The sequence below is a fragment of the Microbacterium saccharophilum genome, assembly GCF_007992455.1.
Taxonomy (GTDB): domain Bacteria; phylum Actinomycetota; class Actinomycetes; order Actinomycetales; family Microbacteriaceae; genus Microbacterium; species Microbacterium saccharophilum.
The window spans coordinates 147,340-160,640 of the sequence record NZ_BKAH01000003.1; the positions used below are offsets into that span (position 1 = coordinate 147,340).

The following is a 13,301-nucleotide window of genomic DNA, read 5'->3' on the forward strand; positions in this document are numbered from 1 at the left end:
CGACCGCTCAGGCGTCGGTGCCGTCGGGCCCCATGGCGCCGGTGGCGACCGGTCCGGCCGGTGCGTAGCGCAGCCGCACGGCCCCCGTCTCCGACCCGAACGGCGGGTCGAGCAGGCGCAGGGTGGCCGGCACGGCGCCGTCCGGGAAGACCTTCTTGCCGCGGCCCAGCACGAGCGGGTACACCCAGAGGTTGAGCTCGTCGAAGAGGCCGGCGTCGAGGAGGCTGTGCGCGAAGTCGATGCTGCCGATGACGTGCGTCTCGGCGTGGCGCGCCCGCAGCGCCTGGATCTCGGCCTCCAGATCGGCGCCGAGGAGCGTCGAGCCCGCCCACGCCAGGGTCGGCTCGCCGCGTGATGCGACGTACTTGGGCACCCCGTTGAGGACGTCGGCGATGACCGACCCCCGGCCCGCATGGGCCGGCCAGTAGCCCGCGAAGATGTCGTACGTGCGGCGGCCGAGGAGGAGAGCGTCGATGCGGGTGATGTTCTCCACGATCTGCTCACCGCTCGCCCGGTCCGCGAACGGCGCCTGCCAGCCGCCGAAGGGGAACCCGCCGCTCGGGTCCTCATCCGGCCCGCCCGGCGCCTGGGCGACCCCGTCGAGCGTCATGAAGATGTCGATGACGATGCGTCCGGTCATGGTGTGCTCCCGAGGTGGAAGGTCGCCGCGAAGCGCTCGAGCAGAGTCTCGTCGCCCGAGACGACGCGCACCACCCCGTCGTCGAGGGCCGCGGCCGGCGTGAGCGCTCCCGAGATGACGTGGCGGATGCCGGGACCCGCGGCGAAGACGACGTCCGGATCGTCGGCGGGCAGACGACCGCCGATCGGGGGCGAGGGGGGCGCGAGCTGCGCGACGCGCAGCCCCTCCGGCGCCACGTCGGCGCGCAGCGCGACATCGCCGACCTGCACCTCGTATGCCGTGGCGGGCATGGCGACGGCGACGTCCGGCCGAAACGCGGTCCGAAGGGCCATCGTCAGCGAATCCGCCGTCACGACGTCGCCCGGGCCGGGGTCGCCCATCGCCTGGAACCCCCACCGTCCGAGCGCCATCACGATCGGCTCGAGCTCGCGCCCGTAGTCGGTCAGCTCGTAGACGAGGCCGCAGTTCATGAGCGGCACGCGGCGCACGACCCCGCCCTCCTGCAGCTCCTTGAGCCGCGTGGAGAGGATGTTCGTGGGAATGCGCGGCAGCCCCTGCTTGAGATCGGTGTAGCGGCGCGGCCCGACGAGCAGATCGCGGACGATGAGCAGCGCCCAACGCTCCCCGATCAGCTCGACGGCCGTCGTGACGCCGCAGTACTGGCCATAGCTCCGGGGCGCCACTACTGCTGTGCCTGCTCCGCCAGGTACGCCTCGGGCCCCTGCGTGGCGGCCTGCGGATCCATGTAGAGGAACTCCAGGACGTTGCCGTCCGGGTCCTCCAGGTCGCGGGAGTACATGAAGCCGTAGTCCTGCGCGGGACGCGGCTCCACGCCGCCCGCCGCGATGCCGGCGGCCAGCACGGCGTCGACCTCGTCGCGCGACGGTCGGCTCAGCGCGGTGAGCGCCTGCGCGGTCGTCCGCGGGTCGGCCACCTCCTTGTCGGTGAACGTCGCGAAGAACTCGCGCGTCAGCACCATGAAGTAGATGTTCTCGTCCCACACGACACACGCGGCGTTCTCGTCGGTGAAGAGCGGGTTCAGTTCGCAGCCGAGGGCCGTGTAGAACGCCTTGCTGCGCTCGAGGTCGGCGGTCGGCAGGTTGACGAAGATGTCGGTCATCGCGTCCTCCAGAGGATGGGCCCCGGCGTCGGTGACGGGGCTGAGGCGATACTTGCAAATAACAAGCTCGCTTGTCAAGAGCAAGTGAATCGTGCGATCTCCCCCGCTCGGCGGATCCCACGACGCGGCCTCCGCCCTACGTTGGAGGGATGACGGCTCCGCCCTCGCCCCGCTCCCGCCTGATCCCCGGCGACCTCTGGCTCGCCGGGCTCATGCTCGTCGCCGGCATCCTGAGCACGGGCCTCGGCCAGGTCGCCGGCGTCTACGGCGACGACGGGCCGCCGCTCGGCTGGGGCGTCGTGTATGCGCTGGGCCTGACGGCTCCGCTCGCGGTGCGCCGCCGGCATCCCGACCTCGTCCTCGTCGCGATCGCGGTCGTGTTCTTCGTCGGCGTCTCGTTCCGCGTTCCGGAGATCTACGTCGGCAACATCGCCCTGTTCATCGCGATGTACACCGTCGGCGCGTGGGCGGAGGATCGTCGTCGCGCGACGACGGTGCGCATCCTCGTCATCGTGGGGATGTTCGTCTGGCTCATCGTCACGACATTCCAGTCCGCGGTCGGGGACGCCGAGGACGGGCTGTCGCGCGCGGGGCTCTTCTCCCCGTTCGCCGCGTTCATCCTCATGCAGTTCCTCGTCAACGCGGCGTTCTTCGGCGGCGCCTTCTTCTTCGGCGAGCGCGCGTACGCGCAGCGGCAGGCGCGCGCAGCCCTGGAGGAGCGGACGGCCGACCTGGAGCGCGAGCGGGAGCTCACCGCGGCGCAGGCGGTGGCGCTGGATCGTGTGCGCATCGCGCGCGAGCTGCACGACGTCGTGGCGCATCACGTATCGGCGATGGGGGTGCAGGCGGGCGCGGCGCGGGCCGTGCTCGACCGCGACCCGGCCGCCGCGCGCGGCGCGCTGAGCGCCATCGAGTCATCGGCCCGGGATGCCCTGGACGAACTGCGCCAGCTGCTCGAGACGCTGCGCACCCCCGACGCCGACGGCCCCGGCGCATCGACGCTGCGGCTGGACGCGCTCGGCGACCTCGTCGACCACGCGCGCGGAAACGGCCTGCCGACGACGCTGACCGTCGTGGGCGAACCCGTCGAGGCGTCCGAACTCGTCCAGGTGAACCTCTACCGCATCGCCCAGGAGGCCCTGACGAATGCGCGCCGGCACGGCGGCCCGGATGCCGTCGCAGATGTGCGGCTCCGCTACGACGACGGCGCCATCGAGCTCGAGATCGCCAACAGCGGCCGCGTCACGCCGGGCACGCGGCCGGGTCTCGGTCTCGTCGGGATGCGCGAGCGCGCCGCCGCGTCCGGCGGCACGTTCGAGGCGGGGCCGCGTGCCCGCGGCGGCTTCGTCGTGCGCGCGCGCGTCCCCGCGGTCGCGGCGGTGCCCGCGTGATCCGCGTGCTGCTGGTCGACGACCACGCCGTCATGCGCGCGGGGTTCCGGATGATCCTCGAGGCGGCGGGCGACATCGAGATCGTGGGTGAGGCGGCAGACGGCGCGGCCGCCGTGGCTGCGGCATCCGCCCTGCAACCGGACGTCGTCTGCATGGACGTGCAGATGCCCGGCATGGACGGCCTCGAGGCGACCCGGCGGATCGTTGCCGACCTCGGCAACCGGGCGGCGGTCGTCGTCGTCACGACGTTCGACCGCGACGACTACCTCTTCCAGGCATTGGATGCCGGGGCGAGCGGCTTCCTGCTGAAGAACGCGGGGCCCGAGGAGCTCACCGCCGCGGTCCGGGTCGCAGCCGCCGGCGATGCCCTGCTCGCACCGGCCGTGACCCGCCGGGTCATCGAGCGCTTCGCGCACCGGCCGGCGGAGGTCCCGGTCGCGCCGGCCGCGCTGCCCGTCGACCTGACCGAGCGCGAGCGGGAGGTGCTGCGCCTCGTCGCGCAGGCGCTCAGCAACGCCGAGATCGGCGAGCGCCTGTTCATCGGCGAGGCGACGGTGAAGACGCACGTGTCGAACGTGCTGCAGAAGCTCGGGGTCCGCGACCGCGTCGCCGCGGTCGTCTGGGCGCACCGGCACGGCCTCGCCTGACCTCCGGCTGGACCAGAGCGTCTCTCCCGGCCACGATCACCGACACCGCGGCCCGCGCGGCCCGGCCCGCGCAGCGAACTGCAGGACCGGGCGTGACGGATGGGGCGCATGGGGCTCACGCGCCCCATGAGCCACACGGCATCCTGCAGATCGCCGCGGCGCCACCCACGCAGAACGCTCGGCTGGGACACCCAGCCGAGCGTCTGCCTCAGGCCGCGACGGAGACCCGCGCGTAGCGCTCGATCAGGGCGCCGAACGCGTCGAGGTACGCGACGAGGAACGCGGCGGTCTCATCGTTCGTGACCTCGCCGTCCTCGGTGAACAGGCCGGGGAGGGACTGGACGTAGCCCTCGGGCTGGCCGAGCGTCGGTGCGTTGAGGTGGCTGAGGATCGCCTTGAGGTGCTGCTGCGCGGCCGCCGTCGCGATGCCGCCGCCCGAGGTGCCGATGACGGCGGTCGGCTTGCCGTCGAAGGACGCCTGGCCGTACGGGCGCGCAGACCAGTCCAGCGCGTTCTTCAGGACGCCGGGAATCGAGCGGCTGTACTCGGGGGTCACGATGATGACGCCGTCGACGCCGGCGATCGCGTCCTTGAAGTCGCGCGCGGCCTGCGGGAAGTCCGCCTCGAGGTCCATCGAGTAGAACGGGAGGCCGGCGATCGGGATCTCCACGAGCGTCGTCCCGGCGGGGGCGAGGCGTTCCAGCGCCTTCGCGAGGCGGCGGTTGATCGAGGTCGACGAGAGGCTGCCGACGATGTAGCCGATGGTCCGGTCGGTCATGAGTGTGATTCCTCCAAGGGAGACGGGGTGCGCGGCGAGCCGCGCCGTGACCCCTGGTCCAACCGTCCGCCGCGAATATCTATTCCAGCGCATGAAGTACCGCGGCCGAATCCCCCGCAGGGGGGAGGCGGCGCGCCCCGCGGCTCCGTAGCGTCGGAGGCACGATGACCGAGGAGGCACGATGCTCGAACTGAGCGGGATCACCAAGACCTACGGCGCGCGCCGGGTGCTCGACGACGTCGGGTTCACCGTGACCGAGGGCCGCCTGACGGGCTTCGTCGGCGGTAACGGAGCGGGAAAGACCACGACGATGCGCATCATCCTGGGCGTCCTCTCCCGCGATGCCGGCACCGTGACCCTCGGCGGCAGCCCCGTGACGGCCGCCGACCGGCGCCGGTTCGGCTACATGCCGGAAGAGCGCGGCCTGTACCCCAAGATGCGGGTGCTGGAGCACGTCGTCTACCTCGCCCGGCTCCACGGCTTCAGCAAGGCGGATGCCACGACGCGTGCCACGGCCCTCCTCGAGGAGCTGGGGCTCGGCGAGCGCCTCGGCGACAACGTCGAGACCCTCTCGCTCGGCAACCAGCAGCGCGCGCAGATCGCCGCGGCGCTCGTGCACGACCCGCAGGTGCTGATCCTCGACGAGCCGTTCTCCGGGCTGGACCCCCTCGCCGTCGACGTCGTCGCCGCCGTGCTCCAGGCCCGCGCCGCGGCGGGCGCCGCCGTGCTGTTCTCCTCGCACCAGCTCGACGTCGTCGAGCGCCTGTGCGACGACCTCGTGATCATCGCCGGGGGCACGATCCGCGCCGCCGGCAGCCGCAGCGAGCTCCGCGCGCAGCACGCGATGCGGCGGTTCGAGCTGATCTCCGGCGGCGACGCCGGATGGCTGCGGTCCGAGCCCGGGGTCGATGTGCTCGAGTTCGACGGCGGCTACGCCCTGTTCGACGCGGACAGCGACGAGACGGCGCAGCGGGTCCTCCGCCGCGCGGTGGAGTCCGGCGACGTCGCGAGCTTCTCCCCCCGGCATCCCTCCCTCGCCCAGATCTTCAAGGAGGTCATCCAGTGACCACCCCCGCCGTCGCCCCCTCGTTCGCACAGAGCGTGTGGCTCGTCACCGAGCGCGAGGTCGGCTCCAAGCTGCGCAGCAAGGCGTTCGTCATCTCGACCGCCATCCTCTTCGCCATCGCCCTCGCGGGCGTCCTCTGGGGCGGGTTCGCCGCGCAGGCGGAGAACCGCATCCCCGTCGCGGTGACCTCGGAGACCGCGTCGGCACTGGACGGCGCGAAGGATGCCGTCGAGGTCACCGAGGTCGGCTCGGCCGACGAGGCGCGCGACCTGGTGCGCTCCGGCGACGTCGACGCGGCCCTCGTCCCGGGCGGCGCCGAGCCGTTCGGGTACACGATCGTGGCCGACGAGTCGGCGCCATCCGCCCTCACGTCGCTGCTCAGCGTGTCCCCCGAGATCGAACTGCTGACGACCGGCGGCACGGATGAGATCCTCCGCTACTTCGTCTCGCTCGGGTTCGGTCTGATCTTCTTCATGGCCGCCCTCACCTTCGGCTCGACGATCGCGCAGAGCGTCGTGGAGGAGAAGCAGACCCGCGTCGTCGAACTGCTCATCTCGGCCATCCCGACCCGCGCGCTCCTGGCCGGAAAGGTCATCGGCAACACGATCCTCGCGATGGGGCAGGTGATCGGCCTCGCAGCCATCACGGTCGTGGGCCTCACCGTCACGGGGCAGAGCGCCCTGCTCGGCGGCCTCGGCGCGCCGCTGGTGTGGTTCGCGGTGTTCTTCCTGTTCGGCTTCATCCTGTTGGCGTCGCTGTTCGCGGCCGCCGCGGCGATGGTGTCGCGCCAGGAGGACATCGGGTCGACGACGACGCCCCTGACCTTCCTTGTGATGGCGCCGTACTTCCTCGTGGTGTTCTTCAACGACAACCCGGTCGTCCTGACGGTCATGTCGTACGTGCCGTTCTCGGCCCCCGTCGGCATGCCGGTGCGGGTCTTCCTCGGCGAGGCGCTGTGGTGGGAGCCGCTGCTCTCGCTGGCGGTGCTGCTGGCCACGTGCGTCGCGGCGATCCTCGTGGGCGCGAAGATCTACGAGAACTCGCTGCTGCGGATGGGCGCCCGCGTCTCGCTCGCCGACGCCCTCAAGGCCTGATCGGCCTACCCGGCACCCACGAGCACGGAGAGGACGTTCCCGGCGGGATCGCGGAACCAGGCGATGTCGGGTCCGCCGTTGCCGCGGGCGATGCCGCGCTCGTCGGTGCCGAAGTCGGGGTCGTCGTAGATCTTCGTCGCGACGCCCTGCGCGTTCAGCTGATCGACGGCGGCGTCGATGTCGTCGACGAGCAGATTCAGGATGGTGAAGCTCGCCGGCACATGGTCGGCCTTCGGATAGGCGATCGCGCGCCATCCCCCCGGCATCGTGATCTCGAGGATCCCCATGCCATTGGTCTCGACCTGCAGGCCCAGCACGTCACGGTAGAACGCCTCGGCGGCGGGGATGTCGTCCACCGAGAATCCGGCGAACGACGCGGCGGAACGGATCATGATGCTCCTCGGGCTCATCCAGGGCGGTGTCGAGGACAGTATCGACCGCCCGGCGCTGCGAGGGAAGGCCCTCAGCGCTCGACGAGGATGCCGTCGGCGTCGGCCCACACGTGCGCCCCCGGCCGGAAGGACACCCCGGCGATCACCACCGTGACGTCGACCTCGCCGCGGCCGTCCTTCGCGCTCTTCCGCGGGTTCGAGCCGAGCGCCTTGACGCCGAGCGGCAGGGTCGCGAGAGCGGCGCGGTCGCGGACGGCGCCGTGCACGATGATCCCGGCCCAGCCGTTGCGGACAGCGGATGCTGCGATGAGGTCGCCGACGAGTGCGGACTCCAGCGAACCGCCGCCGTCGACGACGAGCACCGCCCCGTCGCCCGGCGTCGCCAGGATCTCCTTGACCAGCGCGTTGTCGCGATGGCAGCGGACCGTGCGGATGGCGCCGTCGAACGCCACCTGCCCGCCGAGGTCGTGCAGCTGCAGGGCGAGCGAGTCGAGCGCCTCACCGCGCTCGTCGAAGAGGTCGGCCGTCGCGATCGTCATGCGCCCACGCTATTGCCCCCGGCGCTCACAGCGGGAACAAAGCCGTATTGCATACAATTGAATCGAAGTGATCACGGGCCGACGATGTCCCTCCCCCGCACCACCAGGAGACGACATGAGCCTCACGCTCGACCGCACGGCCGCCACCGACGCCCCCATCCTCGATGTCCTCGCGGAGCGCTGGAGCACCCGCATCTTCGACCCGGCCGCACCGCTGGACGAGGCCGCCCTCGCGAGCGCGCTCGAGGCGGCCCGCTGGGCCCCGTCCGCGAACAACACGCAGCCGTGGCGCTTCATCGTCGCCCGGCGCGGCACCGAGGCGCACGCCGCCGTCGTCGCCGCCCTCACGGGCTTCAACCAGGCGTGGGCCGCGGACGCCGCCGCGCTCGTCGTCTTCGCCGCGACGACCGAGATCGACGGCGAGCCGCAGCACTTCGCGACCTACGACACCGGCCAGGCCGCCGCGCACTTCACGGTGCAGGCGCACGCCTCCGGCCTCCACACCCACCAGATGGGCGGCTTCGACCGCGCCGCCGTCGCCGCGACGTTCGCTCTCGATGCAGGCGTCACGCCGCTGACCGTCATGGCCGTCGGCACCCTCGGCGACGTATCGGCTGCCCCCGAGCCGCTGCGCGAGCGCGAGCTCGCCCCGCGCACGCGCCGCAGCGTCAAGGACTCGCTCGTCGGGGCGTGAGCGCCGCTCAGCCTGCCGGCCGCTCGGCCGGCGGGTTGCGGTCCGGGTGCAGGACGATCACGAGCGAGTACGAGTCGCCGCCGGCATCCGGGCCCCGTTCTTTGAACTCCTGCAGCAGGCCGTAGAGCCGCTGCTGCAGTTCGTCGAGGTGCTCGGCGTTCAGCCGGAGCCCGAGCCAGCTCGTCTCGACGAGCTGCGGGTCGACCTCCTGCAGCTGCTGCCGCATCGTCTCCAGCAGGATGACGGAGAAGTTCGGCCCCTGCGGGGCATGCCACGACCGCCCCGTCGCCCGGTACGGCACCTCGCGCGCGCCGCGGGTGCCGGTGCGCGCCGGCTCGGCGGCCAGCAGCCCGGTGTCGACGAGGGTGCGGACGTGGTGGAGCATCGTGCCGGGGTTGACCTCGAGCAGTTCCGCGAGCTCCTTGTTGGTGCGGGCGTCGAACGCGCACAGGCGCAGCACGCGCAGCCGCAGCGGCGAGCTCAGGGCCCGCGCGAGCGCGACCGCCGCCTTGTCGGAGCCGTTCGCCTCGTGGGTCATGCAGCGAGCGTAGCGGGGTGATTGACAGAACCCAACAGGTCGGCGCAGACTGATCGACATGTCCCAACCAGTCGAGTTGGAGGCGGCGCTGACGCCGCACCGCTCGCTGTGGCGCGACGGCAATTTCCTCACGATGTGGAGCGGTCAGGCGCTGAGCCAGTTCGGGGCGCAGATCACCGAACTCGCCCTCCCCGTCCTCGCCGTGCTGCTGCTCCAGGCCACGGAGTTCGACGTCGGCCTGCTGGGGGCCGCCGGAACGGCCGCGTTCCTGCTCGTCGGACTGCCCGCCGGAGCGTGGATCGACCGGCTCCGCAAGCGCCACGTCATGATCGTCGCCGACGTCATCCGCGCCGTCGCCCTCGCGGCGCTGCCCCTGCTGTGGTGGGCGGGTCTGCTGCAGATCTGGCACATGGTCCTCGTCGCCCTCGTGATGGGCGTCGCGACCGTCTTCTTCGACGTCTCCTACCAGAGCGTCGTGCCCTCACTCGTCCCCGCGGACCACATCGCCGAAGCGAACGGCAAGCTCGAGTCCACCGCCCAGCTGGCCGGCATCGCCGGTCCCGCCGCCGGCGGGTGGCTCATCGGCGTGATCACGGCCCCCTTCGCGGTGCTCGTCACCGCCGTCACCTACCTGCTGTCCGCCGGTGCGCTGCTGCGCACCCGCGACTCCGAGCTGGTCGCCGCGCGGCACGACCACGATCCGCTCGTCGCCTCGATCCGCGAGGGCCTGCGCTGGGTGTTCGGCAACGTGCACCTGCGGCGCATCGTCGGAACGACCGGGGTGTCGAACTTCTTCAGCACGATCACCTTCACGCTGCTGCCGATCTTCCTGCTGCGCACGCTCGGCCTCTCGCCGGCCCAGATGGGGGTCATCTTCGCCGTGGGCGCGGTCGGCGGCTTCGTCGGCGCCCTCGTCACGCCCCGCATCCTCCGCCGCCTCGGGGAGGCGCGCACCATCCCGGCCAGCGCCATCGTCTTCTCGCTCATCGCCCTGCTGCTCCCGGCCGCCGTCGCCGTCCCCGCGATCGCCTTCCCGCTGCTGCTCGTGCAGAGCTTCCTCGGAACCTTCAGCGTCCTGCTCTACAACATCACGCAGGTCACCTTCCGCCAGCGGATCACGCCGCCCCGGCTGCTCGGCCGGATGAACGCGTCGATCCGGTTCTGCGTGTGGGGCGTCATGCCGATCGCGGCGCTCCTCGCCGGCGCGCTGGGCACGTGGCTCGGCGTCCCCACGACGATGTGGATCGCCGCGGCGGGCGCCCTGGCATCCGCGCTCTTCGTCGTCACCGGCCCGTTCTGGCGGATGCGGGAGCTGCCGACGCCGGGCGACTGACGGCCCGGCACTGCACTGTAGACGGCGGGGAACCGGGGCACCACCCCCGGCCCTGCGGCACCCGGAGCTGGTTAGGGTGGACCATGACCACGAGCGTCCTGTCCATCGGCACCGCGGTCCCCTCCACGCGGCTGACGCAGAGGCAGGTGCGCGACCTCTTCGCCGCGCAGCCCGGCCTCGACCGCCGCACGCAACGGCTCATCCATGCCGCCTTCGATGCGGCGGCGATCGAGCACCGCCACACCGTGCTGGCCGGCCTCTACGGCGAGGCACCCGATGACGACACGGCGATGGCCGTCGTGGATGCCGCGGGGGCGCTGCTGCGACCGAGCACGGGGGCTCGCAACACCGAGTTCATCCGGCACTCTCCGGACCTGTTCGCGGGTGCGGCGCGATCGGCGCTGGGCTCCGCCACCGTAGACCCGGCGCAGGTCACGCACGTCGTCACGGTGTCCTGCACGGGCCTCGTGGCGCCCGGTCCCGACTACCGGCTCGTCCGCGACCTCGGCCTGCCGACGACCGTGGAGCGCTATCACCTCGGCTTCGTCGGCTGCGCGGCGGGCATCCCCGCGCTCCGCACGGCCGCGCGCATCTGCGCCGCCCAGCCGGACGCCGTCGTCCTCGTGGTGTGCGCCGAACTGTGCACGCTGCACTTCCGCTCCTCCGCGGACCCGCAGCAGATCGTCGCGTCCTCCGTCTTCGCCGACGGCGCCGCCGCCGCCGTCGTGACCGCCGACACCTCGCTGCGCGGCGCGCACTGGCTGGAGCTGGAGCGGTTCGGCACCGCCCTCACCGACGAGGGCGAGACGGACATGGTGTGGACGGTCGGCGACGCCGGGTTCGAGATGGTCCTCTCCGCCGAGGTCCCCCGCATCGTGGGCCGGGAGATCCGGGGCGCGGTCGACCGGTTCCTCGGCGACGAGACGGTCGACGCGTGGGCCGTCCATCCGGGCGGGCGCAGCGTCCTGGACCGCGTGGAGACCGGCCTCGCGCTCGCGCCGGACGCCCTCACCCTCTCCCGGGAGGTGCTCCGCGACTACGGCAACATGTCCAGCGCCACGATCCTCTTCATCCTCCGCCGTCTCCTCGAGGGGGCCGCCGGCGGGGACGGGGACGCGGGGGCTGCGCCGGATCAGCGGATCGCGGCGCTCGCCTTCGGCCCCGGTCTCACCGTCGAGTCGGCCCTCCTCACACGGCGTACGGCGGAGCGCGGGTGAGCCTCGCCACGCGGGACGAGGAGCTCCGCGAGCTCATGGACGACCCGGACTGCGATCCCGAGCGGCTCGCCGCGACGCTGCACCGGTTCGCCGTCGTGAACCGTCTCGTCTCCGGCTGGGGCCGCGTCTACCGCTCGGCGCTCCGGCCGCACCTGGTCGGGCTCGGCCGCCCGGCGCGCGTCCTCGATCTCGGCTGCGGCGGCGGCGACCTCGTCGCCCGGCTCGCGGGGCTGGCGCGCGCGGACGGCCTGGACGTCGAGTGGACCGGCGTCGACCCCGACCCGCGGGCGCACGAGGTCGCGGCACGGTGGGCGGCCCCCGGCATCCGCTTCCGCGCGGTGGACGCCGCGGTCCTCGTCGCGGAGGGCGAGCGGTTCGACGCGGTCGTCTCCAACCATGTCCTGCACCACCTGGGCGCCGAACTGCCGGCCTTCGCCGCCGCCTCCCGGGCGCTGTCGACGGGACCGGTGCTGCACTCCGACATCGAGCGCGGCCGGCTCGCGTACGCGCTGTACACGGTCGGGATCACACCGTTCGCGGGGGGCACGTTCCTCCGCACCGACGGCCTGCGCTCGATCCGGCGCAGCTTCCGGGCCGAGGAGCTCGCGGCGGCGATCGCGGCGGGCGAGGTCAGAGACCCCGCGGATGCCCCGAGTCCGTGGCGGATCGATCGCCCGGCGCCGTTCCGCCTCCTGGCGCGGAGCGTCGGCCATGCCTGACGTCGTCGTCATCGGAGCCGGCCCGGTCGGCACGCTGCTCGCGGCCGAGCTCACCCGCCGCGGCGTCGAGGTGGTCCTGCTCGAGCGGCGCACCGAGGCCGGCACGGGGACGCGCGCGATCGGGCTGCATGCGCCGGTCCTCGCGGCGCTCGAGGACGGGGGCGCGACCGACCGCATCCTGGAGCGGGCCGTCCGCGTGCGCCGCGGCGAAGCGCGCAGCGGCGGGCGGCTGCTCGGCGTCGTGCGGTTCGATCGGCTGAGCGCGCGGCATCCGTTCGTCGCGACGCTGCCGCAGGCCGAGACCGAGGCCGCGCTGGCCGTCGGCGCGCCCGCCCCGCGGCGGGGCGTCGTCGTGACCGCCATCCGCGCCGACGGGGACCTGGTCCGGGTGACCGCCGCCGGCACCGGCGAGACCGAGCTGTCGGCGCCCCTCGTCGTCGTCGCGGGAGGCGCCGCCGCACGCGGGCTCGTCTACCGGCCGGGCGCGCTCCGGCAGACCGCGTACCCCGACCGCTACCTCATGACGGATGCCGACGTGCCGGGGCGGCCGGATGCGGAGGTCGCGGTGGTGCACCTGGCACCGTCCGGGGTGCTCGAGTCGTTCCCGCTGCCCGGCGGTCGGCGCCGGTTCGTCGCATGGGACGGCGGGGGCGCGGACGACGACGCCGCCCGGCTCGCGCGGCTGCGCACGGCCCTCACCGATCGCGGGGAGCCGGGAGCCGCCGACGCCGTGGGGTCCGCGACCTCGTTCGGCGTCCGCCGCGTCGTCGCGCCGCGGCTGCGGCGGGCCCGCATCCTCGTGATCGGCGACGCGGCCCACGAGGTGAGCCCCATCGGCGGGCAGGGGATGAACCTCGGCCTTCTGGATGCCGCAAGCCTCGCGCCGCTCCTCGCCCGGTGGCTGCGGACGGGGCGGGAACCGGAGGCCGAACTGGCCGCCTGGGAGCGGGAACGGGTGCGCTCGGCCGCGTGGGCCGCGCGCCTGGCCGCGCTCAACACGGGGCTCGGTCGAGCGAAGGGGCCCGTCGGGCACGTCGTGCGCGAGGCGGCCCTGCGTGTCGCACTCGGTGCGGCCGGCCCGATCGCGGCGCGCGGGTACGCGATGGGCTTCGACGCCGCGGCCCGCTGACCGC

At 73.0% G+C, this 13,301-nt stretch carries 16 protein-coding genes; 9 read left to right on the top strand and 7 right to left on the bottom strand.

Annotated features, from left to right (window positions below; translation table 11 throughout):
* Positions 1–7 precede the first annotated feature (7 nt).
* Genes MSA03_RS04465 through MSA03_RS04475 form a run of 3 tightly spaced genes read right to left on the bottom strand, consistent with a single transcriptional unit; the run spans position 8 to position 1,760 of the window.
* On the bottom strand, positions 8–640 hold the full coding sequence (locus MSA03_RS04465; protein WP_147049806.1) for a dihydrofolate reductase family protein: 633 nt from the start codon (positions 638–640) through the stop codon (positions 8–10).
* On the bottom strand, positions 637–1,323 hold the full coding sequence (locus MSA03_RS04470; protein ID WP_147049807.1) for a winged helix-turn-helix transcriptional regulator: 687 nt from the start codon (positions 1,321–1,323) through the stop codon (positions 637–639). Before MSA03_RS04470 ends, MSA03_RS04465 begins: the two co-directional genes overlap by 4 nt.
* Positions 1,323–1,760, bottom strand: a complete 438-nt coding sequence (locus MSA03_RS04475; protein WP_147049808.1) for a VOC family protein — start codon at positions 1,758–1,760, stop codon at positions 1,323–1,325. The genes MSA03_RS04470 and MSA03_RS04475 overlap by 1 nt, the downstream gene beginning before the upstream one ends.
* Before the next feature lie 149 nt (positions 1,761–1,909).
* On the opposite strand from MSA03_RS04475, the gene MSA03_RS04480 reads away from it, so the two are divergent.
* Positions 1,910–3,151: a sensor histidine kinase gene (locus MSA03_RS04480; protein ID WP_147049809.1), complete on the top strand. Its 1,242-nt coding sequence runs from the start codon at positions 1,910–1,912 to the stop codon at positions 3,149–3,151.
* The gene (locus tag MSA03_RS04485) at positions 3,148–3,798 is read left to right on the top strand and encodes a response regulator (RefSeq protein ID WP_147049810.1); all 651 of its coding nucleotides are present in this window, start codon (positions 3,148–3,150) and stop codon (positions 3,796–3,798) included. The genes MSA03_RS04480 and MSA03_RS04485 overlap by 4 nt, the downstream gene beginning before the upstream one ends.
* 208 nt (positions 3,799–4,006) lie before the next feature.
* Here the strand turns inward: MSA03_RS04485 and MSA03_RS04490 are convergent, their stop codons facing one another.
* Positions 4,007–4,576, bottom strand: coding sequence for an NADPH-dependent FMN reductase (locus tag MSA03_RS04490; protein WP_028496330.1), 570 nt, complete (start codon positions 4,574–4,576; stop codon positions 4,007–4,009).
* Between the two features lie 181 nt (positions 4,577–4,757).
* Here MSA03_RS04490 and MSA03_RS04495 point away from each other — a divergent pair, with 181 nt between their 5' ends.
* Entirely contained in the window at positions 4,758–5,642 is an 885-nt protein-coding gene (locus MSA03_RS04495; RefSeq protein WP_147049811.1) for an ABC transporter ATP-binding protein, read from the top strand.
* The gene (locus tag MSA03_RS04500; RefSeq protein WP_147049812.1) at positions 5,639–6,736 is read left to right on the top strand and encodes an ABC transporter permease; all 1,098 of its coding nucleotides are present in this window, start codon (positions 5,639–5,641) and stop codon (positions 6,734–6,736) included. Before MSA03_RS04495 ends, MSA03_RS04500 begins: the two co-directional genes overlap by 4 nt.
* Before the next feature lie 5 nt (positions 6,737–6,741).
* Here the strand turns inward: MSA03_RS04500 and MSA03_RS04505 are convergent, their stop codons facing one another.
* Together MSA03_RS04505 and rraA are read right to left on the bottom strand one after the other, a co-directional pair.
* Positions 6,742–7,128: a VOC family protein gene (locus MSA03_RS04505; RefSeq protein ID WP_147049813.1), complete on the bottom strand. Its 387-nt coding sequence runs from the start codon at positions 7,126–7,128 to the stop codon at positions 6,742–6,744.
* 71 nt (positions 7,129–7,199) lie between these two features.
* A complete protein-coding gene (gene rraA / locus MSA03_RS04510) occupies positions 7,200–7,667 on the bottom strand; it encodes a ribonuclease E activity regulator RraA (RefSeq protein WP_147049814.1) in 468 nt (155 codons plus the stop codon).
* A gap of 115 nt (positions 7,668–7,782) precedes the next feature.
* Here rraA and MSA03_RS04515 point away from each other — a divergent pair, with 115 nt between their 5' ends.
* Positions 7,783–8,361 carry a nitroreductase family protein gene (locus tag MSA03_RS04515; RefSeq protein ID WP_147049815.1) on the top strand — a complete coding sequence of 193 codons (579 nt, stop codon included), beginning with the start codon at positions 7,783–7,785 and terminating at the stop codon, positions 8,359–8,361.
* A 7-nt stretch (positions 8,362–8,368) separates the two neighbouring features.
* Here MSA03_RS04515 and MSA03_RS04520 read toward each other — a convergent pair whose 3' ends face one another.
* Positions 8,369–8,899 carry an ArsR/SmtB family transcription factor gene (locus MSA03_RS04520; RefSeq protein ID WP_147049816.1) on the bottom strand — a complete coding sequence of 177 codons (531 nt, stop codon included), beginning with the start codon at positions 8,897–8,899 and terminating at the stop codon, positions 8,369–8,371.
* Between the two features lie 58 nt (positions 8,900–8,957).
* Between MSA03_RS04520 and MSA03_RS04525 the strand changes: the two genes are divergently transcribed.
* The 4 genes from MSA03_RS04525 to MSA03_RS04540 all read left to right on the top strand — a co-directional run bounded on the left by MSA03_RS04525 (position 8,958) and on the right by MSA03_RS04540 (position 13,297).
* The gene (locus MSA03_RS04525; protein ID WP_147049817.1) at positions 8,958–10,232 is read left to right on the top strand and encodes an MFS transporter; all 1,275 of its coding nucleotides are present in this window, start codon (positions 8,958–8,960) and stop codon (positions 10,230–10,232) included.
* An 83-nt stretch (positions 10,233–10,315) separates the two neighbouring features.
* Positions 10,316–11,449, top strand: a complete 1,134-nt coding sequence (locus MSA03_RS04530) for a type III polyketide synthase (protein WP_147049818.1) — start codon at positions 10,316–10,318, stop codon at positions 11,447–11,449.
* Positions 11,446–12,168: a methyltransferase domain-containing protein gene (locus MSA03_RS04535; RefSeq protein ID WP_147049819.1), complete on the top strand. Its 723-nt coding sequence runs from the start codon at positions 11,446–11,448 to the stop codon at positions 12,166–12,168. Before MSA03_RS04530 ends, MSA03_RS04535 begins: the two co-directional genes overlap by 4 nt.
* Positions 12,161–13,297 carry an FAD-dependent oxidoreductase gene (locus tag MSA03_RS04540; RefSeq protein ID WP_147049820.1) on the top strand — a complete coding sequence of 379 codons (1,137 nt, stop codon included), beginning with the start codon at positions 12,161–12,163 and terminating at the stop codon, positions 13,295–13,297. Before MSA03_RS04535 ends, MSA03_RS04540 begins: the two co-directional genes overlap by 8 nt.
* The last annotated feature ends 4 nt before the right edge of the window (positions 13,298–13,301 follow it).

Bases quoted from the DNA above. Each gene is read 5' to 3' on its own strand.
- MSA03_RS04480 (WP_147049809.1), top strand. From the start codon at position 1,910: ATGACGGCTCCGCCCTCGCCCCGCTCCCGCCTGATCCCCGGCGACCTC.
- rraA (WP_147049814.1), bottom strand. From the start codon at position 7,667: ATGACGATCGCGACGGCCGACCTCTTCGACGAGCGCGGTGAGGCGCTC.
- MSA03_RS04465 (WP_147049806.1), bottom strand. From the start codon at position 640: ATGACCGGACGCATCGTCATCGACATCTTCATGACGCTCGACGGGGTC.
- MSA03_RS04525 (WP_147049817.1), top strand. From the start codon at position 8,958: ATGTCCCAACCAGTCGAGTTGGAGGCGGCGCTGACGCCGCACCGCTCG.
- MSA03_RS04490 (WP_028496330.1), bottom strand. From the start codon at position 4,576: ATGACCGACCGGACCATCGGCTACATCGTCGGCAGCCTCTCGTCGACC.
- MSA03_RS04520 (WP_147049816.1), bottom strand. From the start codon at position 8,899: ATGACCCACGAGGCGAACGGCTCCGACAAGGCGGCGGTCGCGCTCGCG.
- MSA03_RS04475 (WP_147049808.1), bottom strand. From the start codon at position 1,760: ATGACCGACATCTTCGTCAACCTGCCGACCGCCGACCTCGAGCGCAGC.
- MSA03_RS04515 (WP_147049815.1), top strand. From the start codon at position 7,783: ATGAGCCTCACGCTCGACCGCACGGCCGCCACCGACGCCCCCATCCTC.
- MSA03_RS04540 (WP_147049820.1), top strand. From the start codon at position 12,161: ATGCCTGACGTCGTCGTCATCGGAGCCGGCCCGGTCGGCACGCTGCTC.
- MSA03_RS04495 (WP_147049811.1), top strand. From the start codon at position 4,758: ATGCTCGAACTGAGCGGGATCACCAAGACCTACGGCGCGCGCCGGGTG.
- MSA03_RS04505 (WP_147049813.1), bottom strand. From the start codon at position 7,128: ATGATCCGTTCCGCCGCGTCGTTCGCCGGATTCTCGGTGGACGACATC.
- MSA03_RS04530 (WP_147049818.1), top strand. From the start codon at position 10,316: ATGACCACGAGCGTCCTGTCCATCGGCACCGCGGTCCCCTCCACGCGG.